The organism is Photorhabdus machadonis, from assembly GCF_052657765.1.
The window spans coordinates 24,081-47,725 of the sequence record NZ_CP199761.1; the positions used below are offsets into that span (position 1 = coordinate 24,081).

At 43.7% G+C, this 23,645-nt stretch carries 30 protein-coding genes and 1 pseudogene; 6 read left to right on the forward strand and 25 right to left on the reverse strand.

The window, feature by feature from the left end; genetic code table 11:
* Nucleotides 1-2 precede the first annotated feature (2 nt).
* The 8 genes from ACUN2T_RS00130 to ACUN2T_RS00165 all read right to left on the reverse strand — a co-directional run bounded on the left by ACUN2T_RS00130 (nt 3) and on the right by ACUN2T_RS00165 (nt 4,069).
* Nucleotides 3-344, reverse strand: coding sequence for a GPW/gp25 family protein (locus ACUN2T_RS00130; RefSeq protein WP_036841226.1), 342 nt, complete (start codon nt 342-344; stop codon nt 3-5).
* Nucleotides 344-979 carry a phage baseplate assembly protein V gene (locus ACUN2T_RS00135; RefSeq protein WP_350307489.1) on the reverse strand — a complete coding sequence of 212 codons (636 nt, stop codon included), beginning with the start codon at nt 977-979 and terminating at the stop codon, nt 344-346. Before ACUN2T_RS00135 ends, ACUN2T_RS00130 begins: the two co-directional genes overlap by 1 nt.
* Before the next feature lie 293 nt (nt 980-1,272).
* Nucleotides 1,273-1,680 (reverse strand): phage tail protein, encoded by a 408-nt coding sequence (locus ACUN2T_RS00140; protein ID WP_445495685.1) that lies wholly within the window; start codon nt 1,678-1,680, stop codon nt 1,273-1,275.
* On the reverse strand, nt 1,667-2,224 hold the full coding sequence (locus tag ACUN2T_RS00145) for a lysis system i-spanin subunit Rz (protein ID WP_445495686.1): 558 nt from the start codon (nt 2,222-2,224) through the stop codon (nt 1,667-1,669). The genes ACUN2T_RS00140 and ACUN2T_RS00145 overlap by 14 nt, the downstream gene beginning before the upstream one ends.
* Nucleotides 2,225-2,761, reverse strand: coding sequence for a lysozyme (locus tag ACUN2T_RS00150; RefSeq protein WP_445495687.1), 537 nt, complete (start codon nt 2,759-2,761; stop codon nt 2,225-2,227).
* Between the two features lies 1 nt (nt 2,762).
* Entirely contained in the window at nt 2,763-3,026 is a 264-nt protein-coding gene (locus tag ACUN2T_RS00155; RefSeq protein ID WP_036841231.1) for a hypothetical protein, read from the reverse strand.
* Nucleotides 3,027-3,035: 9 nt separating this feature from the next.
* Nucleotides 3,036-3,239, reverse strand: a complete 204-nt coding sequence (locus tag ACUN2T_RS00160) for a tail protein X (protein WP_445495688.1) — start codon at nt 3,237-3,239, stop codon at nt 3,036-3,038.
* A gap of 665 nt (nt 3,240-3,904) precedes the next feature.
* Nucleotides 3,905-4,069 (reverse strand): hypothetical protein, encoded by a 165-nt coding sequence (locus ACUN2T_RS00165; protein ID WP_445495689.1) that lies wholly within the window; start codon nt 4,067-4,069, stop codon nt 3,905-3,907.
* A 388-nt stretch (nt 4,070-4,457) separates the two neighbouring features.
* On the opposite strand from ACUN2T_RS00165, the gene ACUN2T_RS00170 reads away from it, so the two are divergent.
* The 3 genes from ACUN2T_RS00170 to ACUN2T_RS00180 all read left to right on the forward strand — a co-directional run bounded on the left by ACUN2T_RS00170 (nt 4,458) and on the right by ACUN2T_RS00180 (nt 7,618).
* Nucleotides 4,458-5,072, forward strand: coding sequence for a phage repressor protein CI (locus ACUN2T_RS00170; RefSeq protein WP_445495690.1), 615 nt, complete (start codon nt 4,458-4,460; stop codon nt 5,070-5,072).
* A 552-nt stretch (nt 5,073-5,624) separates the two neighbouring features.
* Nucleotides 5,625-6,992, forward strand: a complete 1,368-nt coding sequence (locus tag ACUN2T_RS00175) for a phage tail protein (protein WP_445495691.1) — start codon at nt 5,625-5,627, stop codon at nt 6,990-6,992.
* On the forward strand, nt 6,992-7,618 hold the full coding sequence (locus tag ACUN2T_RS00180) for a tail fiber assembly protein (RefSeq protein WP_445495692.1): 627 nt from the start codon (nt 6,992-6,994) through the stop codon (nt 7,616-7,618). Before ACUN2T_RS00175 ends, ACUN2T_RS00180 begins: the two co-directional genes overlap by 1 nt.
* 31 nt (nt 7,619-7,649) lie before the next feature.
* On the opposite strand, the gene ACUN2T_RS00185 is transcribed toward ACUN2T_RS00180, so the two are convergent.
* The 3 genes from ACUN2T_RS00185 to ACUN2T_RS00195 form a co-directional block, all read right to left on the reverse strand.
* Entirely contained in the window at nt 7,650-8,003 is a 354-nt protein-coding gene (locus ACUN2T_RS00185; protein WP_445495693.1) for a tail fiber assembly protein, read from the reverse strand.
* Entirely contained in the window at nt 8,003-8,359 is a 357-nt protein-coding gene (locus ACUN2T_RS00190; RefSeq protein WP_445495694.1) for a hypothetical protein, read from the reverse strand. Before ACUN2T_RS00190 ends, ACUN2T_RS00185 begins: the two co-directional genes overlap by 1 nt.
* A 65-nt stretch (nt 8,360-8,424) precedes the next feature.
* Complete coding sequence (locus ACUN2T_RS00195) at nt 8,425-8,736, reverse strand: hypothetical protein (RefSeq protein ID WP_445495695.1); 312 nt, start codon at nt 8,734-8,736, stop codon at nt 8,425-8,427.
* A 65-nt stretch (nt 8,737-8,801) separates the two neighbouring features.
* Here ACUN2T_RS00195 and ACUN2T_RS00200 point away from each other — a divergent pair, with 65 nt between their 5' ends.
* A complete protein-coding gene (locus ACUN2T_RS00200; protein ID WP_445495696.1) occupies nt 8,802-9,176 on the forward strand; it encodes a tail fiber protein in 375 nt (124 codons plus the stop codon).
* A gap of 28 nt (nt 9,177-9,204) precedes the next feature.
* Here the strand turns inward: ACUN2T_RS00200 and ACUN2T_RS00205 are convergent, their stop codons facing one another.
* Nucleotides 9,205-9,831, reverse strand: a complete 627-nt coding sequence (locus tag ACUN2T_RS00205) for a tail fiber assembly protein (RefSeq protein WP_445495697.1) — start codon at nt 9,829-9,831, stop codon at nt 9,205-9,207.
* Nucleotides 9,831-10,856 carry a phage tail protein gene (locus tag ACUN2T_RS00210; protein ID WP_445495698.1) on the reverse strand — a complete coding sequence of 342 codons (1,026 nt, stop codon included), beginning with the start codon at nt 10,854-10,856 and terminating at the stop codon, nt 9,831-9,833. The genes ACUN2T_RS00205 and ACUN2T_RS00210 overlap by 1 nt, the downstream gene beginning before the upstream one ends.
* 484 nt (nt 10,857-11,340) lie before the next feature.
* Between ACUN2T_RS00210 and ACUN2T_RS00215 the strand changes: the two genes are divergently transcribed.
* Both ACUN2T_RS00215 and ACUN2T_RS00220 read left to right on the forward strand, forming a co-directional pair.
* Entirely contained in the window at nt 11,341-11,556 is a 216-nt protein-coding gene (locus tag ACUN2T_RS00215; RefSeq protein WP_445495699.1) for a hypothetical protein, read from the forward strand.
* 186 nt (nt 11,557-11,742) lie between these two features.
* A pseudogene (locus ACUN2T_RS00220) lies at nt 11,743-12,876 on the forward strand (ISAs1 family transposase).
* A gap of 212 nt (nt 12,877-13,088) precedes the next feature.
* Here ACUN2T_RS00220 and ykgO read toward each other — a convergent pair.
* The 12 genes from ykgO to atpB form a co-directional block, all read right to left on the reverse strand.
* Nucleotides 13,089-13,229, reverse strand: a complete 141-nt coding sequence (gene ykgO, locus ACUN2T_RS00225; RefSeq protein WP_445495700.1) for a type B 50S ribosomal protein L36 — start codon at nt 13,227-13,229, stop codon at nt 13,089-13,091.
* 17 nt (nt 13,230-13,246) lie between these two features.
* Nucleotides 13,247-13,501, reverse strand: coding sequence for a type B 50S ribosomal protein L31 (locus tag ACUN2T_RS00230; RefSeq protein WP_445495701.1), 255 nt, complete (start codon nt 13,499-13,501; stop codon nt 13,247-13,249).
* Between the two features lie 152 nt (nt 13,502-13,653).
* On the reverse strand, nt 13,654-15,483 hold the full coding sequence (glmS, locus tag ACUN2T_RS00235) for a glutamine--fructose-6-phosphate transaminase (isomerizing) (RefSeq protein ID WP_445495702.1): 1,830 nt from the start codon (nt 15,481-15,483) through the stop codon (nt 13,654-13,656).
* 107 nt (nt 15,484-15,590) lie between these two features.
* Nucleotides 15,591-16,961, reverse strand: a complete 1,371-nt coding sequence (gene glmU, locus ACUN2T_RS00240; RefSeq protein ID WP_445495703.1) for a bifunctional UDP-N-acetylglucosamine diphosphorylase/glucosamine-1-phosphate N-acetyltransferase GlmU — start codon at nt 16,959-16,961, stop codon at nt 15,591-15,593.
* 128 nt (nt 16,962-17,089) lie between these two features.
* Complete coding sequence (locus ACUN2T_RS00245; protein WP_445495704.1) at nt 17,090-17,512, reverse strand: F0F1 ATP synthase subunit epsilon; 423 nt, start codon at nt 17,510-17,512, stop codon at nt 17,090-17,092.
* 21 nt (nt 17,513-17,533) lie between these two features.
* Nucleotides 17,534-18,916 carry a F0F1 ATP synthase subunit beta gene (atpD, locus tag ACUN2T_RS00250; protein ID WP_445495705.1) on the reverse strand — a complete coding sequence of 461 codons (1,383 nt, stop codon included), beginning with the start codon at nt 18,914-18,916 and terminating at the stop codon, nt 17,534-17,536.
* 34 nt (nt 18,917-18,950) lie between these two features.
* Nucleotides 18,951-19,814 (reverse strand): F0F1 ATP synthase subunit gamma, encoded by an 864-nt coding sequence (gene atpG, locus ACUN2T_RS00255; RefSeq protein ID WP_445495706.1) that lies wholly within the window; start codon nt 19,812-19,814, stop codon nt 18,951-18,953.
* 58 nt (nt 19,815-19,872) lie between these two features.
* Nucleotides 19,873-21,414, reverse strand: coding sequence for a F0F1 ATP synthase subunit alpha (gene atpA, locus ACUN2T_RS00260; RefSeq protein WP_445495707.1), 1,542 nt, complete (start codon nt 21,412-21,414; stop codon nt 19,873-19,875).
* A 14-nt stretch (nt 21,415-21,428) separates the two neighbouring features.
* Nucleotides 21,429-21,962, reverse strand: coding sequence for a F0F1 ATP synthase subunit delta (gene atpH / locus ACUN2T_RS00265; RefSeq protein ID WP_021325027.1), 534 nt, complete (start codon nt 21,960-21,962; stop codon nt 21,429-21,431).
* 12 nt (nt 21,963-21,974) lie between these two features.
* A complete protein-coding gene (gene atpF, locus ACUN2T_RS00270; RefSeq protein ID WP_445495708.1) occupies nt 21,975-22,445 on the reverse strand; it encodes a F0F1 ATP synthase subunit B in 471 nt (156 codons plus the stop codon).
* Nucleotides 22,446-22,503: 58 nt separating this feature from the next.
* Nucleotides 22,504-22,743 (reverse strand): F0F1 ATP synthase subunit C, encoded by a 240-nt coding sequence (gene atpE / locus ACUN2T_RS00275; protein WP_000429386.1) that lies wholly within the window; start codon nt 22,741-22,743, stop codon nt 22,504-22,506.
* A 48-nt stretch (nt 22,744-22,791) separates the two neighbouring features.
* Nucleotides 22,792-23,616, reverse strand: coding sequence for a F0F1 ATP synthase subunit A (gene atpB / locus ACUN2T_RS00280; protein ID WP_445495711.1), 825 nt, complete (start codon nt 23,614-23,616; stop codon nt 22,792-22,794).
* Between the last annotated feature and the right edge of the window lie 29 nt (nt 23,617-23,645).

Here is a 23,645-nt window from a genome sequence, read left to right on the forward strand (position 1 = left end):
TTTCACCTCACAGGTATGGATAAAGAAAATACTCCGGTGGACTGTTGATAATAACCAGTGATATCCACCGTCATTTTGCCGTCTTGTTGAGTATTTATAGTGATAGCTGTTAGATTAACCCGTGGCTCCCAGCGGCTAATCGCTGTATAACTGGCTGCCATAACTTGTAAGCGCAACGCAGCATTCTGCGGCCAGTCAAGCAGTTCAGGCAGCAGGGAACCATAAGTACGGCGTGCCAAACGGCTACCTACAGGGGTAAGTAATATGTCACTGACAGATTGGCGAACATGCGCCAAATCTGTCAGGCTATGACCAGTTTGCCGATTCATACCAAGGTACATCATTATGCCGGACCTCCTGATGTGTCACCGCCTGACCTAACGCCGGTGTGTTTATGGGAATCCACGATCACACCATTAGAGCTGAATTGCCCATTGGTGTGTTCAATATTACCGGCCATTTTTCCACCTTTCTGTACCACTAGACTGGATGTTGTCAGCAAATTGGTACAAATAACTTCCGGTGTATCCAGGGTGATATTACTGCTTGCAGTGCAGGTAATTTCCGGAGCAGTGATATGAACAGAACCGGAAGCATTCACTGTGGCAGTTTTAATACCACTTACCTGTAAGGCACTGGATTTCGGCTCATATTCCATCACTGCTCCATCAGGAAAAGTAATATGGACAGCTTCAGCGGAAGCCGATGGTGCCGGAAATTCATCAGAAAAAATAGCCGGTAACACAAAGGCAGTGGTCAGTTCTCCGCCTATGGATAGTAATAAAACCTGCTCGCCAATACTGGGAGCCCACCAAGTACGGGTATTGCCCGCTCGCAGTGTCAACCAGTGCAACCAGTCGGTTTCGATGTTTCCTGTTGCGACACGACATATACCCTGAGTGGTATCCACTTGAGTAATAACGCCAGTTCGGATCAGGTTGCGCAATAAGCGCATCAGTTCAGTCAGTTGTGTGTTCATGCCGGAAAGAATGCCATTAAAGATGGAGGTCGGCATTAAGAGAGGATTGTAGGAATAACCAAACAAGTTTAGTAAGTAATGCATTGTTATATAAGATAATAATGTTGATTATAAAAAATAAAGATATTGGGTATGTTTCATGTGAACACAGTAAGTTTGAGGAGATAGAAATCTTTTAAATACGTATCACTTAAATATTTATGATAAGAACAATTTGATACGTACACATCAGGAAGTGTTTGTAATGAAAGCGCCCACGAAGTCCTCGCGGGCATGTAAGGTATTGACTACTGTTAAAATGAGGTTTCAGGTTCTGGGAGGTTTTCAACAGTGAGGTTTTCACCATCTTCACGAACAAGTACTCGTTCAGTTAATTTTAAACCAATTTTGATATTAGTAGCGTCTTGGCTGAATGAATCCACCGCAAAAGTGAAACCAGTTTTGCGCAATTCTGGATTGGTCATTAAATCTGGCTGGTTTTTCCCTATCCACTGAAGTAGCGGTACTATCAGAAAATTCAAGTCACCAGTGTAATAACTGATCGTTAAATTGAGTACGTAGTTGTATTCAAATGAGAGAGATTTAGTCGTTGTTGCTATCACCACGCCTTTCTCAGCTGACATACTTAGAGTTCCTGGGTAAGCGTGCAAATATGGTACTTTTTTAATCAGGGTTTGACGCAGGAATTCAGGTTTTTTCATCGTGTTTTCTCCTTGTAACATTTTCAATTTTGCACTGTCTAACCACATCTCTAACATAATGTTGCAAGTAATCTAATTTGGCTTGATCACTGATTATTCCTGCTCGTATGTCGTAAACAGTGCGTCCAACAATTGCAGTGAGTTCGATTTTGGCTGCATTGTCCATGCTGCTGGTTGGAGAAATTCGGCTTGCGACGAGCTGACAGGTTGCAAGGTTGGCTGATACGATCCGCATCCGACGCTTGCCAGTGGTAATATCAGTACGTAAGGCTGTATTTTCTTCTTGGGCATAAGCAAGTTCCTCTGAATAATGACGATCAAGTTCAGCAGCTGTATCCTGTGCAATTTTCATCCTTTGGATTGCTGCTGTGGTATCAGATTGAGCTTTATGACTGATGATTGAGAGCTGGTCCGTATGATGCTGTTTTAATGTGGCGAGTTCGGCGGTGAATGACAGCTTAGTTAACCACCAGCCAACGGTATAGCCAACTGCTGCTGCAGTGAGTAGTGGTAATATTTTTAGCTCCCTCCATAAAATCCTCATTTATTCAGCCCCCCAACAAACAAGCTCAGATTCCTGATCTCGACGATTAATCTGACCATAACAACCTCCGTATTTCCCATTGGTCTGACGGCAATCGCGCCCACCGTCATATATCCAGCGTTTAATTTCCGCACAAGCACCTTTTTTATCCCCGGAGCTCAGTTTTCGGTAGAAAGTAGAAGAGAAACATTTAGCTGGTCCAATATTGTATGGGCAGAAACTGGCGATGCCTGCAACTTGTGGTTCAGTCAACGGAATATGAACATTGCGTTTTACCCATGTTATGGCCTTTCTGGCCTCAATCTGGTTAAATTGTTCACACTGTGTGGCTGTCAATTTCATTCCCTTTTTAACAGATTGACCGTCAATGTGGGTTATGCCACGACAGATTGTCCATACACCACCTGCATCCTGATAGGCATTCAAACGGTTTCCTTCTTTTTCATCCAGAAACTGAGAAATAATCGCTGTTGAGCCGGCACCTCCAAGTATTAACCCAATAACAGCCCGGCTGAGTCTGGTTTTGGTATCTGGCATATCAAAGCTCTCCTGGTGCTTTCTGCACTAATTCATTGACTATCCTGGCAGATTCAGAAGCAGGCTCAGTTTTCAGACTTTCCAAAATGTCTTGCAAAATGCGTGTACGCTTCATCTGCTCCCGACGGTTTAGTAGATAAGTCATGATCCCCAGTGCAACACTGGCAAAGACGCCGATAAAAAAGCACCATTCATAAAGCGATAACCCTGCAAAAAAAGCGATCAAACCGGCGCTGCCATAAGTGGCATGGCTGTATTTATCCATTCGTCGTTTCTAATCCCAGAGTTGTAAAATAGGCTTTGTTGCGGCAGGCATAGCCTCTGGCATTTCAACCACTGTGCCATGTGGCAGGATCACTCCATACTCAACCAGACCTGGGTTAGCGATCAAGACTCGTTCTGTCACGCCCTGAGTCCGTCCATAATGACGCCAACACAAGGCATCGACAGTATCACTTTGTTGTGCAATTATTTTCATCGGATATGCTCCCCTTGTTACAGGAAATATAGATAAGTCAAAGCATTATGGTGTGCTAATGAAAGGCTAGAAACAACAGGGCCGTGTTGTTAAGGGGGTAATACAAATAGGAAGCAAAAGGTTATCTATACGATTACACCTATCTATTAAATGAAAATGCTTAGTTGAGCGATTCTATGAATATATAACAAAGATATTTATTAATTCTTGGTGAAGATTTTTTATACTTTTTAAATAGTTGGGTAAGATGAATCTGGAATGCGGAGAAATGTAAACGGTTCACTCTTTCAGAAAAGAGAAAACGGCCTAAAGAAGGAGTCAGGCCGTTCATATATCGGAATCCGATACCCCGTTTGCTCAAAACCTATGAAGTGAACAACGTTAACTTACACGATTAATAATTTAGCAATAAACTATCATTTTTCCAGACTTTCTGAGTCAATTAGTTGACTTCCCTATTTATTTTTTTGCAGCGTTTTTTGTACATGTTACTGATACAGAAGCATTGCTGCTCACCTGAAACAAATTTTTGTATGTTGAGGTAAGCCTATTCTTTCAACTTATATTCAGTACAGTCATTACTGGCTGCAAAACCTAGATTGCGTACCAAACAAAATTTCCACATGCATGTCATTAACCCATCACATTCACTCTTTTTGCCGAGCTTATTCTTCAAGCGTTTCGTGATAATTAATAAGCCGTTTTGTAAGTGGTGTCGACAACTCAGCAATCCAAGCTAAGGCTAGTTCCTTATCTTCAGAATGATTACATTCACAGCTCGTTGCCATTCTGGCAATGAAATTAATACGTTGTGCTATCACTGATTCCATAAGAAAGTCCACCGCCAAACTTGCCTCCGTATAATTTACACTGTATGTGCATACAGTATACTCTAATTAGGAAAACTTAAAGTAGTTTTTACTTTTTCTGGTAATTAAATTTGATAGAAGTGAGTCATTACTTGTTGTTTTAGATTAAAAAATTAACAATAATAACTACTACCTCCTCATTGCAATTAGCCATAATGTATAAATTTTATCTTATACTTAAGCTTAGAAAACTCTTTAGACGATACGACTTAGTAGGGATATAGATTGAAATCTGAATGTTCATGATGCAATATCTCTAATTGAATTTCTAACAAGTCCATTTTGGGATACTTTAGATCTTAATTAGAGATCATTTTGAATGCAACCAACTCGCTAAACTGTACTTTCAATGAAAAAAAACATAACTGAGATAAAAATGGGTGCAGATAGTGGAGGAAAACAAGCTATCGAGCGCCTTGTCCGAGCATATGGTTTCAAATCACGCCAGGCACTTAGTGACCATTTAGGCGTCTCTAAAAGTACAATGGCTAACCGCTACTTAAGGGACAGTTTTCCAGCTGACTGGGTTATTCAGTGCAATCTTGAGACTAATGCTTCATTACTATGGTTAAGCACAGGACAGGGAGAAATGTTCCCTGATGGGAGAAGGAAAAAAGAATCTTTAGAAAATATTATTGCTCCGACGATACGACGCGTTAAGTTAGTAGGTGGAAAACTGAACACTGATAGCTCTGTAGTTTTAGATAGTGAACTTATTGCCAAAGAAATAAAAAAACCTCTTATTGTGGATGATGGCAACTCTTGGTATTTGTTGGATACAGAAGAGTCTGGTGTTCAGGATGGTTTATGGTTGGTTGATATAGAAGGGATGCATAGCATTAAAAAGATCACAAAGATTCCTGTCAGTAAAATTCGAGTTTTTGATAATGATGTTACTTTTGACTGTGCAATTGATGAAATTAACTTCATTGGTCGAGTTTACCTAATGATTTCACGAAACTGACGACCTCTTAATTAGCTTTCAGGTGTGTAGTTCTGTACTTTATCAGGAATACCCAGAATACATGGTTTCACACTCAGTTGGTTTTGAGCACAGAGTTTTTTTAGCCTTCACCAGTGACAAATATGCTGGTGATAGCTCTCTTTTCTATTTCACCTTCTGGCTTACAGGCAATAGGACAGGTTGAAACTGACCAACAACATTTCCATTCTCAATTTAATTTATTGATTTTAATAATATTTAATCAATTTTCTTAGAACATTTTGCTAGGATCGAAACATTCTGTCTGTTAAATCTACGTGGTAAGGAATAACCCAAATTGGCGGATAATTATTATTTTTTATGGTAGTTCTAAATCTTGTCTATCGATTGTTTTACCACTCATTTTACCCTCCAAAATCTGTGCAAAATTCATACATCCAAGATGTATTTCACTGTAAATCACCAATCTGGTCATTTATTGACACCCGGATATAGCCAATCTTCGCCATGTTCAATCCCACTTAATACCAATGAGAGACTATTTTTTTAGAAATTATCATAAGTTAACTAATTTTGAAAAACCTTGGTTTAGCGGAAACGGTGGAGAGGGCGAATAATGCGGTGCCGAGTAGCCGAAAAGTGAATGGTAAGGCGTTGACCGGGGATGTCAGTTTGAGTGCGGGGGATGTGGGGGCGTTTAATGGAGTACTCTTTGGTGTAACCGATAATGGCCGATTTTCTGACGCGTCCGAAAATGGTATCTATATTGTATATATCGCTAATCCTAATTCTGTAGCTGATTTACCCGCTTATAACAACGTAAAAATTTACTCGTATGGATTTCTTGTTGTATTTAGAAATAGTGATCAACAAATTCATCAAACATATTATTCCCACCAAGGCGATATTGCGACGCGACAAACATGGGGTGGGCCGGAACAATACAAGCCTTGGACAACTCAATATAGCACGGCAAATAAGCCTTCTGTGAGTGAACTTGGTTTGTCGGAAACTGTTGATAAAGCTGCTAATGCCCTGCCAGGTAAGCAGTATATTGGTAGTCTGACGGTACAGACATCAGCTTGGGTGAAAATCGCTGAAGTCACAATGAAAGTGATGAGTACTATCAATATTAATATTGTTGGCGGTTCCGGGTACAACGTTGGGGAGTTTGAGCAGTGCGCTATCACTAATATAGTTTTAAGGACAGGGAATGGAGCGCCAGCCGGAATCAATGCAGTGATGTACACAGTGAATACTCAAGCACCTACTGACTTGGCAACTGTTAATACATCTGGTGATAACTATGATATTTACATATTCATTGGTCCTTTTGCTCAAAACATAATTTTAAATGCTTTTGCGTCAGATAACGCAACTATTAATCAATTATCGAAGGTAGCAGAGTTATCAGAAATCCCCACAGGGGCGGTTAAGGGGAAAGCTTACTCTTATTTATTATCTGGAAAAGAAAATGACATCCATCCAGTTGGCTCACCCATCCCATGGCCGCAACCGAATCCCCCATCAGGTTACCTTGCGTGCAACGGCCAGGCATTTAATAAATCCCTATATCCGCAATTAGCAGCAGCATACCCATCCGGAACACTGCCTGATTTGCGCGGTGAGTTTATTCGGGGGTGGGATGATGGGCGTGGTACTGCTGATAAGGGGCGAGGGATTTTGTCGTGGCAGGCGGATGCACTCGTAACGCATAAGCATAACTATCGCGACAGATATTATATCGAAAATATGAACAGTCTCTACGATGCTAGTAATAAAGAAACAGCGCCAGCAGGGTATAATGGTAATGTTGGTTCCGGTAGTTCTGACGAAGATAATAATGGTTTTTTATATATAGACAGCACAACAGCAGAAGCGGGTAATAACGAAACCCGTCCCCGCAATATCGCATTTAACTACATAGTGAGAGCAGCATAATGACAGAACAAAAATACTCTTTAGAACATGAAACAGCCGTATTGGGTAAAGATGGTTTGGCAATTCAGGCAGGGTGGATAAAGGTTTATCACTCGAATCAAATCACACGAGAATTCACGAGCTCTAATATTGAATATGTGATGCTCGGTGTCAGCTTATCAGCCGGTGCTTATCCCGATGCCCCGGAACTCCCTTCATCTCATGATTTTGCTGTCTGTCGTAGTATAGACTGCAAGTGTTGGGAAATCTTATCTGACTATCGCGGAAAGACCGCTTACGATACGAAAACTCGCGCTCCGACTGAGATAACGGAAATGGGGGAGCTATCCGATACGCTCACATTCAAGAAACCGCCCACAGATTTTGACACGTGGAACGGCAAAGAGTGGGTAGTTGATAAAGACTTACTCAAGTCTCATCAAATCAATGAAGCAAAACAACAGCAAGCAGCGCTGTTACAACAAGCAAATGAAACACTCTCATTGCTACAAGACTCTGTTGACTTAGAAGTCGCGACAGATTCAGAGAAAGCCGCATTGCTGGAGTGGAAAAAGTATCGTGTGTTACTCACTCGTGTAGATGTGAATCAAGCGCCTAACGTTGAGTGGCCGGAAGTGCCGAAGTAAAATATTCAGAGGGCCAGCAATGGCCCTGCTCTCACTTCGGCACATCCGGCCATTGGATATCGGGTGCGGTAGTACAATCCACCCGATTGAGCAGCACCCGGTATTTACGCCATTCGGTTAATTCGAATTTTTCCGAGTCGGTGGCGATACTCAAATCGACTGCATCCTGGTAGATATCGATTTTTTCTGTGGCAGTCCTGAGTAGGTATTGTTTTTCATATTCCACGTGTTGTTGTAACTGCTCCGGTGTGGGTGGTGGATTTGCAATCGCCATAGCCTCAGCTTCTGTGACAAGGATTAAATCCGGTTTAATCCAATCGTTCTGAGAACCGTCTGACTCGTATGCATAAACCTGATTGTCTTTAGATTTGTAATATTTCATCATTACCTCAGCTCAATCCAATTATTAATCACTACCCACTCAGACGGTTGTCCCCAGCCACCATTAACACGATATGTTGCACCAGGAGGGACGATCGCACATAGAGACACAACTTCATCAACGCTTGTCCAACGGTAAGCAACACGCAACCCGCTGACTGTAATATCGATACTGAACGGGCTTGATGCTCCTGTTCTGTTTGATTCAATGTAAACAATGATGGGTTTATCGCTGGAATTTGTGTACGTTGTTTTATTTCGGCGATTGGATATAACGTCAGTCCATTTCTGACCGACACCGAGCAGCTGTTCAACCAACGCCATCGTGCCGGATTTTTTCCGTATATCCACATAGTGCATTGTGTCATCTTTCTTATCCCTATACCGGATAGTCAGCATATTTTCGCTGTTATCAGGATTGGAGTTTAACGTGGTGTTGTAACCACTCGGCTTTTTGAATTCAATACCAGCCCAGTCATGCGTTGCATCAACATGCAGGTTGCCACAGGTGAAAGTTTCCTGTGAGGTTTTGTACGCGAATTTGGTATTGGACTCATCACGGGAATAGGCACCAACAACTGCCGCTGAGGGGGGAAACGCCTCGCTGTACGCACGCGACCAGCCACTATGGTCAAAATGATCATATAGTTTGGTAGCTCCAATCCACCCTTTGGCTTCAATATCGTCGTCAGCATAAACTTTCCCTGTAATTTGTCCGCCTGTTTTCGGATAGGCATTTTTTGCCTGCTCTACCGTTTCCGCTAAACCGAGTATTTCGGGGGGAGTTGTTAATACATATCCGGTGGGCGCTCCTATACCGTGGCCGTTACCAAGTGCTCCAGACGGTTACATCATATGTAGCGGGCAAACATTTGATAAATCTAAATATCCACAGCTGGCAATAGCTTATCCATCTGGGGTGTTGCCGGATTTAAGAGGGGAATTTATTCGAGGGTGGGCTGGTGCGCGTGATGTTGATAGTGGACGTGGAATTTTGTCTTGGCAGGCAGATGAGTTAAAAGCACACTCACACAGTTATCGGACGATTGACGAACCTGGTGAAGGGAGAGCAGGAGGAACTGGCGGGAAGATGTATCAAAAAAATACAGCAGAAACAGGCGGCAATGAAACAAGACCACGAAACATAGCATTCAACTATATCGTAAGGGCGGTGTGATAAAAAGGGCCATTGCTGGCCCCTATAATTACTTCGGCACTTCAGGCCACTCAACATCAGGCGCTTGGTTCACATCTACACGAGTGAGTAACACACGATACTTTTTCCACCCCAGCAATGCGGCTTTCTCTGAATCTGTCGCGACTTCTAAGTCAACAGAGTCTTGTAGCAATGAGAGTGTTTCATTTGCTTGTTGTAACAGTGCTGCCTGCTGTTGTTTTGCTTCGTTGATTTGATGAGACTTGAGTAAGTCTTTATCAACTACCCACTCTTTACCATTCCACTTATCAAAGTCGGTGGGCGGCTTCTTAAACGTGAGCGTGTCGGGTAACTCACCAATTTCCGTTATCTCACGTTTTTGACGAGTTTGTGTATCGTAAGCTATCTTTCCCCGGTAGTCGGGTAAGATTTCCCAATACTTGCTGTCTATGCTTCGGCAAACAGCCTCGTCATGGGATTTCGGCAGCTCTGGAGCATCGGAATAAGCACCGGCTGATAAGCTGACACCGAGCATCACATATTCAATATTAGAGCTCGTGAATTCTCGTGTGATTTGATTTGAGTGATAAACCTTTATCCAGCCTGCTTGGGTCGCTAAACCATCTTTACCCAATACGGCTGTTTCATGTTCTAAAGAGTATTTTTGTTCTGTCATTATGCTGCTCTCACTATGTAGTTAAATGCGATGTTACGGGGACGGGTTTCGTTACCGCCTGTGGCTCCGGTTTCAACGCTGCCATTGGGTTTCCAGTTGCTACGGCCAAAATATTCTGCTGCTGAACCAGCGTCATATAAAGAACTTGTATGAGTGTGCGATTTAAATTCGTCCGCCTGCCACGACAAAATCCCACGACCTCTATCCACACCCCGGCCATCATCCCAACCACGAATAAACTCACCACGTAAATCAGGCAGTGTTCCGGATGGGTATGCTGCTGCTAATTGCGGATATAGAGATTTATTAAACGCCTGGCCGTTGCACGTCAGGTAACCTGATGGAGGATTAGGTTGCGGCCACGGGATGGGTGAACCAACTGGCGTATTAACATCATCTTCCGTCAAAATTCTCTTTTTACCTTTAAATTTTCCATCTTCATCGAAAGCGTAAGTAGAAACGCTGAATGCTTCTGAATAACCCCCATACCCAAAAGAAAGCCCGCGAGCGTGCTGAGAGCTATCAGCGCCAGGATGAGCGATATGAATTGCAAGCGCGCCAAGATTATCTAATCCATTCGGTCTAAGAAAACCTGAACGGCCAAGATTGCGGGAATTAGGATCATTATAATAGTCTGCGGCTCTAGATAAGATATAGCCCGCCGGTAACACGTCTCCGGCGGGCGAAACTGTTAACACTCGCTTCGCATTAATATCTACTGCGTATCCCAGCATATCAGTACTGCCGCCGCGGACAATACCTGTCTTAACTTCATCGTTATACCAATTGTATTGTGAATACGAAATTTGTGTGCCAGAGTCAGTCGGACCGGGTCGAGAAACAAGCATTACAGCATTATGCTCACTTGGTATTGTACCGACTTGTTTAAATCTAAATTGTGAGTTGTAATCTCCCCCTGTCGCTGATACTGCCCCTACATCCCCCGCATTCAAACTGATATCCCCGGTCAACGCCTTGCCGTTAATTCTCCTGCTACTCGGCACTGCATTCTTGGCCTTTTGCACTGTTTCCGACAAACCAAGGTTTTTAGAAACATTCCCATTTACACACAAGAAGCATGAATGGATGATAAGTTTTATTTAATGGGTCTGTCATTTGGGTCAAGCACATTATCGGATATTCACCGATGATCATGTGAGTCGGTGCTTTTATCCAGCAGCGTTAATTTGAAAAATAAACTTACCGGCATTGTTTTATGCGATGTATCACATTTTTTACACTGAACGAATATTAATGACAAAAATCAACAGAACACATTAACCTCCCTATCATAGCTTCTCCGTCATTCCTACATCGTTTATAACATCACCAAGGTAAAAGTATGAATATCTTTCCGCGTTGTGAATATCAGTCCTCCCCCCAAGACAACCCCCACAGTTTCGCATCTTACCGCTATCTGGCAGGTGGATTGAATCTGTTGCACTAATGACATAAAGCGAAGCGGGTAATCCCGCCACCACCGGTAAACCCTATGTGGGGTATGCCAGTATGCAGGGACAACAAACGGGTACAGATATTGTCAGGTATCGGTATAACGGCAACTTTAAGCGTTTTGGCGGAAAACCGCCTGAAGTTTTCTATGAAGACTACGGTCAGGCTGGTAAATACCCGGCCAGAGGATTAGTACTACAGCCGTACTTACTTTTTTCAACAGAAAAGACACTCATAGAAAAGCTTAATTCATGCGGTTTCTCAGAGTTGTGAGCATCAAGGAAAATGCAACTTTCTGGTATCTACGGCTGTAGTACTAGAGTATTTAAACGAGGTTATACGTGACAAAGATTATCTATATCTAGCAGGGCGAGAGCGTGAACTTTTTGTTAAAAAATTTCAGGTTTGACGAATAAGAAAAAATATAATTTCATACTTCTTTTTTCGGGAAGTATTCTTATGAGTATCGATGCTTTTTCTCAGTATTTCAGTACATTAACAGATCCCCGCCAGTCGTCTAAGCTCAGTTATCCTTTGTTTGATGTCCTTTTTCTGTCGATTACAGCCATCATCGCCGGTGCAGAAGGATGGGAAGATATTGAAGATTTCGGCGAAACGTACCTGGACTGGTATCAAGAAAAAACCCTTTTTCCGAATGGAATACCGGGACATGATGCTATCGCTCGCCTGATTTCTCGGCTCAATCCCGTTGAGTTTCAGCCCTGTTTTATTCATTGGGTTCAATGGGTTAACGAACGCTCAGAAGGGGAAATTATCGCCATTGACGGAAAAACGTTGCGGGGAACTTATGATGGCAAGAATCGGCAGTCGATGCTCCACATGGTGAGTGCGTTTGCCACCCAGAACGGCGTAGTGATGGGACAACGGAAGACAGACAAAAAGTCCAATGAAATCACTGCGATCCCAAAATTACTCCGCTTGCTGGATATCACAGGTTGCCTGATAACAATTGATGCGATGGGATGCCAAACGAAGATTGCGGAACAAATTGTGCAGCAGGAAGGTGACTATCTTCTGACGGTGAAAGGGGATCAGGAGACGTTGTATCGCGCGGTTAAGAAGGCGTTGTTAGCCCAAGTTTCTGCCGTGAGTCATGCCGAAAATATCACGATAGAACAAGGGCATGGTCGTATAGAAGCCCGTGAATATCATGTGTTACCCGCACAAGCGCTGTCTCAACAATTTCCAGAATGGAAAAACTTAAAAACTGTGGGAGTGGTAATTGGATATCGAATTGATAATAAAGGAAAAGAATCACTTGATTATCGTTATTACATCAGTTCAGCGGAACAGAGCACCGACAAATTTGCCGCCGCTGTCAGGGGACACTGGGGGATCGAAACCTGATTACATTGGATTCTTGATGTCACGATGGGAGAAGATGCTTGCCTTATCCACCGGGGAGAATCGGCTGAAATATTGGGATGTATGCGTTACATCAGTGTCAATATGTTGCGGGCAGAGACAACCAAAAAAGCCAGTATTCGCCGAAAACAACGGTTTGCGAGCATGAATATTAACTATTTGGATAAGGTATTAGTTGCAGGGTTTAAGGCGTTGGGCAAGAAGTGAACATTCACGCTCTTGCCCTGCTATATCTAGGTGTCAACAAATGATCGGAATAGTGATTTTCACTAGATATGTTTATACTTGCAAATTATGCGTAAAAAACCCGCAGAAATAACAGCCAATTAAGAGTTTAATTTTGTATTGTGCAGTATCAGTATCTAATGAGATTACAAACACAAAACTCTCAGTTAAAACTACGAGTTCTACTACTATTATTAATGTTTCTTTTTCTTCCCTTGAACTGCCTTAAAACGTGGATTGGATTTACAGATAACATAAAACCGGCCACGACGGTGTACAATTTTGCAATCTGGGTGACGGGTTTTCGCCGTTTTAAGTGAACTTAACACCTGCATTTTTACGATCCCTCAATTTATTTATTGCCAATAAAACGCCCAAATTTTTTCTGGAATCGCGCCGTGCTGCCTTCCTGAGATAAGGTTTTCTGCTTACCTGTATAGAAAGGATGTGATTCCGATGATACATCAACAGTCACATACGGATACTCTTCTCCATTCAAGGTAATTGTCCGCTCAGTACGAATAGTGGAGCCAACTGTAAAGTAGGCATTAGCACTGGTATCGTGAAATAAGACTATCCGGTAGTTTGGATGGATATTTGGTTTCATAACCTCACCATAAATGTAATGATATAACATTACAATAGCGTGATTTGTTTTTATCATCAAGAAAATAATAAGAAACTTTCTCTATTAGATACAAAAAACCCCTGTACTTTTAATGTACAAGGGCTCTTTTCAACGTCTTAGTTATAAAGCGATTATTCTACAGTCACTGACTTAGCCAGGTTACGAGGCTGATCAACATCAGTTCCTTTAATCAACGCAACATGATAAGAAAGCAGTTGCAACGGCACGGTGTAAAATATTGGAGCAATCAGTTCTTCAACATGCGGTAATGGGATAATCTTCATTCCTTCGCTGTCTGTAAAACCAGCATCCTGATCAGCAAATACATATAGCAATCCACCACGAGCACGTACTTCCTCGATATTGGATTTCAATTTCTCCAACAGTTCATTGTTTGGAGCTACAATAATGACGGGCATATCTGCATCAATCAGTGCCAATGGGCCATGTTTTAATTCGCCGGCAGCATAAGCCTCTGCATGAATGTAAGAAATTTCTTTTAATTTCAGCGCACCTTCAACCGCAATCGGATACTGATCACCCCGGCCAAGGAATAGAGCGTGGTGCTTATCAGAAAAGTCTTCTGCCAGCGCCTCGATAATTTTATCTTTCGACAACATGCTCTCAATGCGATTTGGCAGTGCATGTAATGCATGAACAATTTCTTGCTCCTGTTCAGCATTAACATCTTTCAAACGCCCAAGATAAGCCACCAGCATTAGTAATACTGTCAGCTGAGTTGTGAACGCTTTAGTTGAAGCAACGCCAATTTCTGCACCAGCCCTAGTCATCAAAGCAAAATCAGATTCACGCACCAGAGAAGAGCCAGCCACGTTACAAACCGTCAACGATGTGAGGTATCCAAGCTCTTTGGATAAACGCAGTGCTGCCAGTGTATCTGCGGTTTCACCTGATTGAGACAATGTAATTAATAAGCTTCCCGGACGACGTGCCGATTTGCGGTAACGGAATTCAGAAGCAATCTCTACATCACAAGGAATACCCGCCAATGCTTCAAACCAGTAGCGGGAAACCATACCAGCGTTATAAGATGTACCACAGGCAACAACCTGAATATGTTCAACTTGAGATAACAATTCAACTGCATTAGGACCAAGTTCAGACAAATCTACCTGCCCATGACTTAAGCGCCCTTCCAAGGTGCTTTTGATTGCCATTGGCTGTTCATAGATCTCTTTTTGCATATAGTGACGGTAAACACCTTTGTCACCAGCATCATATTGAATATTGGATTCGATCTGCTCCCGCTCAACCGGTTCGCCCTGAGTATTAAAAATATGCACAGTACGGCGGGTTACTTCCGCAATATCACCTTCTTCAAGGAAGATAAAACGACGGGTAACAGGCAACAGAGCCAATTGATCAGACGCAAGAAAGTTTTCCCCAACGCCTAAACCAATAACCAGAGGGCTACCCGATCTTGCAGCGATTATTGTTCCATGATCACGGCTGTCCATGATAACTGCACCATACGCACCACGAAGCTGGGGAATAACACACTGGACAGCCTCCAGCAAGGTACCACTCTGTTTTTGCTCCCAATGAACAAGGTGGGCAATAACTTCTGTATCAGTATCTGATGTAAACTGATAACCGCGCTTAATTAACTGAGTCCGCAATTCTTCGTAATTCTCAATAATGCCGTTGTGAACAACAGCAATATAATCAGATATATGCGGGTGAGCATTTTTCTCGTTTGGTTCACCGTGTGTAGCCCAACGGGTGTGCGCAATACCTGTCCCACCAAGGACGGGTTGTTTGTCAACCTCATCAGCAAGTATTTGCACCTTACCGACTTCACGCAAGCGAAGCATATTATTTTTGTTATCAACAACCGCTAACCCAGCGGAGTCGTAACCACGGTATTCCAAACGACGAAGCCCTTCAATCAGGATTTCAGCAATATCTCGTTGTGCTACTGCACCAACAATTCCACACATCAGTTTTATTCCTAAAAACAGGGCTGATGAAAGCCCTTTATATGTCACGAACCTGATTGTTTTCCGGCTTTGCCGGTCCCCGAGCCTGTAGAATGGGGATGATTATTTTATTTTTTCTTTACTGGGCGTTTCCAATCCTGAATATGGGTTTGCTTAATTCTACTAACTACCAATTCATTTTCAGCGATATTTTTTGTCACTGTTGTCCCCGCACCAATTGTAGCGCCTTTAGCAATAGTTACTGGAGCAACAAGCTGAGTATCAGAACCAACAAAAACATCGTCGCCAATAATGGTTTTGAATTTATTAGCGCCATCGTAGTTACAGGTAATAGTACCTGCACCAATATTCACATTACGTCCAATCTCAGCATCGCCAAGATAAGCCAGATGCCCCGCTTTAGAACCTTTACCCAGATAAGATTTCTTCATCTCAACGAAATTTCCTACATGGGCTTTTTCAGCGAGTTTAGAACCAGGACGCAAACGGGCAAAAGGTCCGACAGTACAGCCGACATCCATTGCAGAATCTTCAACAACGGTATATGGACTAAGAACAGAATCATCGCCGATAATACAATTCTTTAATATGCAACCTGTGCCAATTTGCACGTTATTACCAAGGGTTACATTACCCTCAATAATGACATTGGTATCAATAACCACATCACGGCCATGAGTCAGCGTACCACGTAAATCAAAACGAGCGGGATCCAACAGCATAACGCCTGCCAGTAATAATTTTGCTGCTTGTTCAGATTGATAAATACGCTCAAGAGCGGAAAGCTGGAGGCGATTATTCACACCTTCCATTTCACTCAAGCGGCTTGGATGTACTGCTTCAATTTTCCGGCCTTCTTTATAAGCCAGAGCAATCACATCCGTAAGGTAATATTCACCTTGAGCATTGTTGTTATTTAATTGGGATAACCAACGTTTTAAATCACCACCATTAGCGACCAGAATACCTGTGTTGATTTCATTGATTTTTCGTTGATCTTCAGTCGCGTCTTTTTGCTCAATGATTCCGGTTACTTCTCCGTTCTCACGAACAATGCGACCATAACCCGTTGGATTATCCAGAATTGCTGTCAGTAAACCAATACCACCTTCAGGTTTAACCACCAGCAGACGTTCAAGGGTATCTGCTCCAATCAGAGGCACATCGCCATACAGTATCAGAATATTTTCATCATCAGTAAAATAGGGTGCTACCTGTTGCATTGCATGTCCAGTCCCTAACTGCTCTGACTGCAATACCCAATTCAACTTTTGATCAGATAAGGCATACTTCATCAGATCACCACCATGTCCATAAACCAGATGAACATTTTTAGCATCCAACACCATTGCAGTATCAATCACATGCTGAACCATAGGTTTACCGGCCAGCAAGTGCAGTACTTTAGGGAGATCAGAATACATGCGGGTTCCTTTACCTGCGGCAAGGATCACAACACTTTTTGCACTGTTAGACATAAGAAACCTGATAACTCCAATTTAAGAGAAAAAAGTAAACCTGTTTGCGAGATAAATTACTACATATTTCGCAATACAAAAAAGCCAGTTAGCTTTCACCAACTGGCTTTTTCCTTTAACCGCCTGTATTACATCGCCTTTTTTGTCAACTCGATTACACGAAGTTTTGCAATCGCTTTAGACAATTCAGCTGATGCCTGAGCATAGTCAACATCACCGTGAGAATTACGGATGTGTTCTTCAGCTTTACGCTTAGATTCCAGCGCCTTAGCTTCATCCAAATCTTTACCACGGATCGCAGTGTCAGCCAGTACGATAACGCCGCTCGGTTGTACCTCAAGGATGCCACCAGAAAGGTAAATCACCTCTTCTTCACCGAACTGCTTAATAATACGTACCATGCCAGGTTTTATGGCAGTAAGTAGTGGAGCATGTCCCGGGTAAATACCCAACTCACCTTCACTACCTGTCACCTGAATTTTCTGTACCAAGCCTTCAAACATCCGGTTCTCAGCACTGACAACATTCAGATGGTAAGTCATCGCAGCCATGTCAACCTCCGGTCAGCCGTTTTAAAGTTTCTTCGCTTTTTCCACAGCTTCTTCGATGGCACCAACCATGTAGAACGCTTGTTCTGGCAGGTGGTCATAGTCGCCGTTCAGGATACCTTTAAAGCCACGGATAGTGTCTTTCAGGGAAACGAACTTACCTGGTGAACCCGTAAACACTTCTGCAACGAAGAATGGCTGAGACAAGAAACGCTGGATCTTACGAGCACGCGCAACCACCAGCTTATCGTCTTCCGACAGTTCATCCATACCCAAGATAGCGATGATGTCTTTCAGTTCCTGATAACGTTGCAGGATAGATTGAACGCCACGGGCAACATTATAGTGCTCCTGACCAACAACCAATGGATCGAGCTGACGGCTGGTGGAATCCAGCGGATCCACCGCAGGGTAAATACCCAGAGAGGCAATCTGACGACTCAGTACTACGGTTGCGTCCAAGTGGGCGAAAGTTGTAGCTGGAGATGGGTCAGTCAAGTCATCCGCAGGTACGTAAACAGCCTGTACAGAAGTGATAGAACCCGTTTTAGTGGAAGTAATACGTTCTTGCAGAACACCCATTTCTTCCGCCAAAGTTGGCTGATAACCTACCGCTGATGGCATACGACCCAGCAATGCAGACACTTCGGTACCTGCCAGGGTATAACGATAAATGTTATCAACGAACAACAGAACGTCACGGCCTTCATCACGGAACTTCTCAGCCATTGTCAAACCAGTCAGCGCAACACGCAGACGGTTTCCTGGTGGCTCATTCATCTGACCATATACCAGAGATACTTTATCCAGTACATTAGAGTCGGTCATTTCATGGTAGAAGTCGTTACCTTCACGGGTACGTTCACCTACACCGGCAAATACGGAGTAACCTGAGTGCTCAATCGCGATGTTACGGATCAGCTCCATCATGTTTACGGTTTTACCTACACCCGCACCACCGAACAGACCCACTTTACCACCCTTGGCGAATGGGCAAATCAGGTCCATAACTTTGATACCGGTTTCCAGCAGCTCTTGAGAGTTAGATAACTCTTCATAGCTTGGAGCCGAGCGGTGAATAGCCCAACGCTCTTCTTCGCCAATATCACCTTTCATGTCGATTGGTTCACCCAATACGTTCATGATACGGCCAAGTGTCGCTTTACCAACGGGAACTTCGATTGGGTGACCTAAATCAGTAACACTTAAACCACGGCTTAAGCCATCAGAAGTACCCATTGCAATACAACGAACAACGCCGCCGCCCAACTGCTGCTGTACTTCCAGCACCAATTTAGCTTCGCCGTTTTGAACCTCAAGTGCATCGTATACTTTTGGTACGGTATCTTGAGGGAATTCGACGTCCACCACGGCGCCGATTACCTGGATAATCTTTCCAGTAGCCATCTTGAATCCTCTACGTAATTCGTAAACCTAGCTGTTAAACCGCGGAAGCACCCGAGACAATCTCGGTCAGCTCCTGAGTTATGCTGGCCTGACGAGCTTTGTTATAAATCAACTGCAGCTCTTTGATCAGGCTGCCACCATTATCAGTCGCGGCTTTCATCGCCACCATTCGTGCGGCCTGCTCACTAGCCAGGTTTTCAACGACGCCCTGATAAACCTGCGATTCTACATAACGACGCAGCAGTATATCCAGCAACGTCTTAGGATCAGGTTCGTATAAATAGTCCCAGGATTTCTTCTTCAGTGTCTCATCATCTCCGGCAGGCAGAGGCAACAACTGAGTAATAGTAGGTTCCTGAGACATTGTATTGATGAACTTATTTGTCACCACATACAATTTATCCAGACGTCCTTCATCGTATGCCCGCAACATGATATTAACCGGCCCGATTAATTCGGACAGTGAAGGGTTATCTCCCATGCCTGTTACTTGAGCAACAACGTTGCCCCCAACAGAAGCAAAGAAAGAGGTCGCCTTAGAACCGATAAGTGCCAGATCACACTGGACACCTTTATCAGACCAGTCTTTCATGTCTAACAACAGTTTTTTGAACAGATTAGTGTTCAAACCACCGCACAAGCCACGATCGGTAGAAACAACCAGATACCCGACACGTTTAGTTTCACGTTCTTCAAGGTATGGGTGTTTATATTCCAGATTACCTAACGCAAGGTGACCAATCACGCTGCGTATGGTTTCTGCATAAGGACGGCTGGCCGCCATGCGATCCTGCGTTTTACGCATTTTGGACGCAGCAACCATCTCCATCGCTTTAGTGATTTTTTGCGTGTTTTGCACGCTGGCGATCTTGGTACGTATCTCTTTTGCGCCGGCCATTCCTGATTCTCCTCATTAACCAGACGGCCCATGTTTAATTAAACCGGGCCGAATAGTGTTACCAGGACTGAGTTGCTTTGAAGGAATTAAGCAGAGCGTTCAGCTTTGCTTCTATCTCATCATTGTAACCACCAGACTGGTCAATCTCTTTCAGAAGATCAGCATGTTCACGGCTGGCATATGCAAGCAGCGCAGACTCGAAATCAATAACTTTAGCAATTTCGATATCTTCCAGATAACCACGCTCCGCAGAAAACAGAGACAGTGACTGCTGTGCAACAGACATTGGCGCATACTGTTTCTGTTTCAGCAACTCAGTTACTTTTTGACCATGATCCAACTGCTTACGAGTTGCATCATCAAGATCAGAAGCAAACTGAGAAAACGCAGCCAGTTCGCGGTACTGAGCCAAAGCAGTACGGATACCACCAGACAACTTCTTCACGATCTTAGTCTGAGCAGCACCACCGACACGGGATACAGAGATCCCAGGGTTAACTGCCGGACGAATACCCGCGTTGAACAGACTGGATTCCAAGAAGATCTGACCATCAGTAATTGAAATAACGTTTGTTGGTACGAATGCTGATACGTCACCTGCCTGAGTTTCAATGATAGGCAGAGCGGTCAGAGAACCCGTTTTACCTTTCACTTCACCATGAGTGAATTTTTCTACATATTCAGCGTTAACACGCGCAGCACGCTCCAGCAAACGGGAATGCAGATAGAAAACGTCACCTGGGAATGCTTCACGCCCTGGCGGACGACGTAGCAACAGGGAGATTTGACGATAAGCAACAGCCTGCTTAGACAAATCATCGTAAACAATCAGCGCGTCTTCACCGCGATCGCGGAAATATTCGCCCATTGCACAACCAGAATATGGCGCCAGGTATTGTAATGCAGCAGATTCTGAAGCTGTCGCAACAACTACGATAGTATTGGCAAGAGCACCATGTTCTTCTAATTTACGAACAACGTTCGCAATAGTAGAAGCTTTCTGACCAACTGCGACATAAACACATTTAATGCCTGAGTCACGCTGGTTAATGATTGCGTCAATAGCTAGTGCTGTTTTACCCGTCTGACGGTCACCGATAATCAGTTCACGTTGACCACGACCGATAGGGATCATGGCGTCAACAGATTTATAACCAGTCTGTACCGGCTGATCAACGGATTGACGGTCAATAACGCCCGGAGCAATCATTTCAACAGCAGAGAAACCATCATGCTCAACAGGACCTTTGCCATCAATTGGCTCACCCAGCGTGTTTACCACACGACCAAGCAGGCCACGACCAACAGGAACTTCAAGAATACGGCCAGTACATTTGACCTTCATGCCTTCTGCTAAGTCAGCATACGGGCCCATCACAACCGCACCTACGGAGTCGCGCTCCAGGTTCAATGCGATTGCATAACGATGGCCAGGCAGTGCGATCATCTCACCCTGCATAACTTCGGCTAAACCATGAATACGAATGATACCGTCGTTAACGGATACAATCGTACCTTCATTGTGAGCTTCACTCACTACATTGAACTGAGCAATGCGCTGCTTGATCAGTTCGCTGATTTCGGTGGAATTCAGTTGCATATGCTCCAGTCCCCTTAAGACTGCAAGACGTCTGTTAAGCGATCTAAACGGCCACGAATACTGCCATCGATCACCAAATCACCTGCGCGAACGACCACACCGGCAATAACAGACTTATCAATTTTGCAATTCAGCTTAACTTTGCGCGACAGACGTTTTTCCATCGCCGCAGAAATTTTAGCCAGCTGTTGTTCACTCAGTTCGGCTGCAGAAATCACTTCAACATCAACGGTTGATTCAAGTGACGCACGCAATTGAATAAATTGCTGCAAAACTTCAGGTAACGCCAATAAGCGACCGTTTTCTGCCATAACACGAATAAAGTTCTGAGCATGTTCATCAACCTGTTCACCGCAAATTGCGATAAAGGCATTGGCTAATGTTTCCGATGCCAATGAACCGGAAAGCAGCTCACCAACTTGCTCATTACGAGTCACTTCAGCTGTGAACACCAGCATATTCTGCCATTGTTCTAGCGATTGTTTTTCCACAGCAAAGTCAAAAGCTGCTTTGGCGTAGGGGCGAGCTACAGTAGCGAATTCAGACATGCCCCTCCCTCCTTACAGTTCAGCGACCAGTTTATCAACGATGTCGCTGTTAGCAGCTTCATCCACGGAACGTTCGATGATTTTCTCGGCACCTATGATAGCCAACATAGCGACCTGCTTACGCAACTCTTCCCGAGCACGCTTACGTTCGGCATCAATTTCTGCCTGAGCTTGCGCTACGATTCTGTTACGTTCCTGCTCAGCTTCAGCTTTTACATCATCAAGGATCTGGGCTTTTTGTTTATTAGCCTGTTCGATGATGACCTGAGCTTCCGCTTTCGCTTTCTTCATTTGGTCGGTCGCATTGGCTTGCGCTAAGTCCAGGTCCTTTTTGGCACGTTCCGCAGAAGATAAACCGTCAGCAATTTCTTTTTGACGCTTTTCAATGGCCGCCATGATTGGTGGCCATACAAACTTCATACAGAACATAACAAACAGGACAAACGCAATGGCCTGGCCGAGGATTGTTGCATTAAGATTCACAGCACAATACCTCTTTTTAAATTAATGAGTTGACGTAGTTTCGGATTTTTTCTGCAAACTACGCGACAGCAAACATTACGTACAAGCCAAGGCCCACAGCAATCATCGGGATAGCATCAACCAGACCCATAACGATAAAGAACTGTGTACGCAGCAGAGGGATTAAATCCGGCTGACGAGCAGCGCCTTCCAAAAATTTACCTCCGAGGATGCCGATACCGATCGCAGCACCGATTGCCGCCAGACCCATCATTACAGCGGCAGCCATGTACAGCAGATCCATATTCAGGTTTTCCATGACAATCTCCAGTTTGTTTCAGTTAAAACACAGTTATTGTGGTAAAAATTAATGTTCTTCAGATGCCATCGACAGATAAACAATCGTCAGAACCATGAAAATAAAGGCTTGTAACGTAATAATCAGTATGTGGAAGATAGCCCAAGGCAGGCTGAGCATCCACTGCGACCACCACGGTAACAGACCAGCTATAAGAATAAAGATCAATTCACCTGCATACATGTTACCAAACAGTCGCAGACCGAGTGATACCGGTTTAGAAAGCAGGCTAACCCCTTCCAGAATTAAGTTAACTGGAATAAACAATGGATGATTAAAAGGCTGTAAAGTCAGCTCTTTTGTAAAACCACTAACTCCTTTCATCTTAATGCTGTAGTAGAGGATGAGGACAAAGACGCCAATAGCCATCGACAAGGTAATACTGACATCTGCTGTTGGTACAACACGCAGAGCAGGTAAGCCGAAGACATGTTCACCGATATAAGGGAGAAAATCGATTGGCAGTAAGTCCATCACGTTCATTAATAACACCCAGACGAACACGGTCAGTGCCAAAGGGGCAATAACTTTGCTCTTGCCGTGATACATATCACGGACACTGTTATCAACAAAACCCATGATTAATTCTATAGCAGTCTGAAGTTTGCCCGGTACGCCACTGGTGGCATTAACCGCAACCTTTCTGAATACATACAGAAATAAAATCCCTAATACGACTGAGAAAAAAAGCGAGTCAATGTTCAACGTCCAGAACGTTGCAGAACCACCAGAGTTGGGATCGACCAACTCAAAGGTACGTAGGTCCAACTGAAGGTTATTCAGGTGGTGGCCTATGTAGTCCCTTGCAGTTGAAACTTCTCCTGATGCAGACATGATGCCTCTTACCCTTTTGTTGTTGAAAA

What these genes read in the sequence shown, in the direction of transcription:
- ACUN2T_RS00160 (WP_445495688.1), bottom strand. Translation starts at nt 3,239, where the DNA reads ATGAAAATAATTGCACAACAAAGTGATACTGTCGATGCCTTGTGTTGG.
- ACUN2T_RS00230 (WP_445495701.1), bottom strand. Translation starts at nt 13,501, where the DNA reads ATGAAACCAAATATCCATCCAAACTACCGGATAGTCTTATTTCACGAT.
- ACUN2T_RS00245 (WP_445495704.1), bottom strand. Translation starts at nt 17,512, where the DNA reads ATGGCTGCGATGACTTACCATCTGAATGTTGTCAGTGCTGAGAACCGG.
- ykgO (WP_445495700.1), bottom strand. Translation starts at nt 13,229, where the DNA reads ATGCAGGTGTTAAGTTCACTTAAAACGGCGAAAACCCGTCACCCAGAT.
- ACUN2T_RS00170 (WP_445495690.1), top strand. Translation starts at nt 4,458, where the DNA reads ATGAAAAAAAACATAACTGAGATAAAAATGGGTGCAGATAGTGGAGGA.
- atpG (WP_445495706.1), bottom strand. Translation starts at nt 19,814, where the DNA reads ATGGCCGGCGCAAAAGAGATACGTACCAAGATCGCCAGCGTGCAAAAC.
- ACUN2T_RS00135 (WP_350307489.1), bottom strand. Translation starts at nt 979, where the DNA reads ATGAACACACAACTGACTGAACTGATGCGCTTATTGCGCAACCTGATC.
- ACUN2T_RS00215 (WP_445495699.1), top strand. Translation starts at nt 11,341, where the DNA reads ATGCAGGGACAACAAACGGGTACAGATATTGTCAGGTATCGGTATAAC.
- glmU (WP_445495703.1), bottom strand. Translation starts at nt 16,961, where the DNA reads ATGTCTAACAGTGCAAAAAGTGTTGTGATCCTTGCCGCAGGTAAAGGA.
- ACUN2T_RS00150 (WP_445495687.1), bottom strand. Translation starts at nt 2,761, where the DNA reads ATGCCAGATACCAAAACCAGACTCAGCCGGGCTGTTATTGGGTTAATA.
- ACUN2T_RS00195 (WP_445495695.1), bottom strand. Translation starts at nt 8,736, where the DNA reads ATGCCTATCCGAAAACAGGCGGACAAATTACAGGGAAAGTTTATGCTG.
- ACUN2T_RS00185 (WP_445495693.1), bottom strand. Translation starts at nt 8,003, where the DNA reads ATGATGAAATATTACAAATCTAAAGACAATCAGGTTTATGCATACGAG.
- ACUN2T_RS00140 (WP_445495685.1), bottom strand. Translation starts at nt 1,680, where the DNA reads ATGAAAAAACCTGAATTCCTGCGTCAAACCCTGATTAAAAAAGTACCA.
- glmS (WP_445495702.1), bottom strand. Translation starts at nt 15,483, where the DNA reads ATGTGTGGAATTGTTGGTGCAGTAGCACAACGAGATATTGCTGAAATC.
- ACUN2T_RS00165 (WP_445495689.1), bottom strand. Translation starts at nt 4,069, where the DNA reads ATGGAATCAGTGATAGCACAACGTATTAATTTCATTGCCAGAATGGCA.
- atpA (WP_445495707.1), bottom strand. Translation starts at nt 21,414, where the DNA reads ATGCAACTGAATTCCACCGAAATCAGCGAACTGATCAAGCAGCGCATT.
- ACUN2T_RS00180 (WP_445495692.1), top strand. Translation starts at nt 6,992, where the DNA reads ATGACAGAACAAAAATACTCTTTAGAACATGAAACAGCCGTATTGGGT.
- ACUN2T_RS00130 (WP_036841226.1), bottom strand. Translation starts at nt 344, where the DNA reads ATGATGTACCTTGGTATGAATCGGCAAACTGGTCATAGCCTGACAGAT.
- ACUN2T_RS00190 (WP_445495694.1), bottom strand. Translation starts at nt 8,359, where the DNA reads ATGCACTATGTGGATATACGGAAAAAATCCGGCACGATGGCGTTGGTT.
- atpH (WP_021325027.1), bottom strand. Translation starts at nt 21,962, where the DNA reads ATGTCTGAATTCGCTACTGTAGCTCGCCCCTACGCCAAAGCAGCTTTT.
- atpE (WP_000429386.1), bottom strand. Translation starts at nt 22,743, where the DNA reads ATGGAAAACCTGAATATGGATCTGCTGTACATGGCTGCCGCTGTAATG.
- ACUN2T_RS00205 (WP_445495697.1), bottom strand. Translation starts at nt 9,831, where the DNA reads ATGACAGAACAAAAATACTCTTTAGAACATGAAACAGCCGTATTGGGT.
- ACUN2T_RS00145 (WP_445495686.1), bottom strand. Translation starts at nt 2,224, where the DNA reads ATGAGGATTTTATGGAGGGAGCTAAAAATATTACCACTACTCACTGCA.
- ACUN2T_RS00155 (WP_036841231.1), bottom strand. Translation starts at nt 3,026, where the DNA reads ATGGATAAATACAGCCATGCCACTTATGGCAGCGCCGGTTTGATCGCT.
- atpD (WP_445495705.1), bottom strand. Translation starts at nt 18,916, where the DNA reads ATGGCTACTGGAAAGATTATCCAGGTAATCGGCGCCGTGGTGGACGTC.
- atpB (WP_445495711.1), bottom strand. Translation starts at nt 23,616, where the DNA reads ATGTCTGCATCAGGAGAAGTTTCAACTGCAAGGGACTACATAGGCCAC.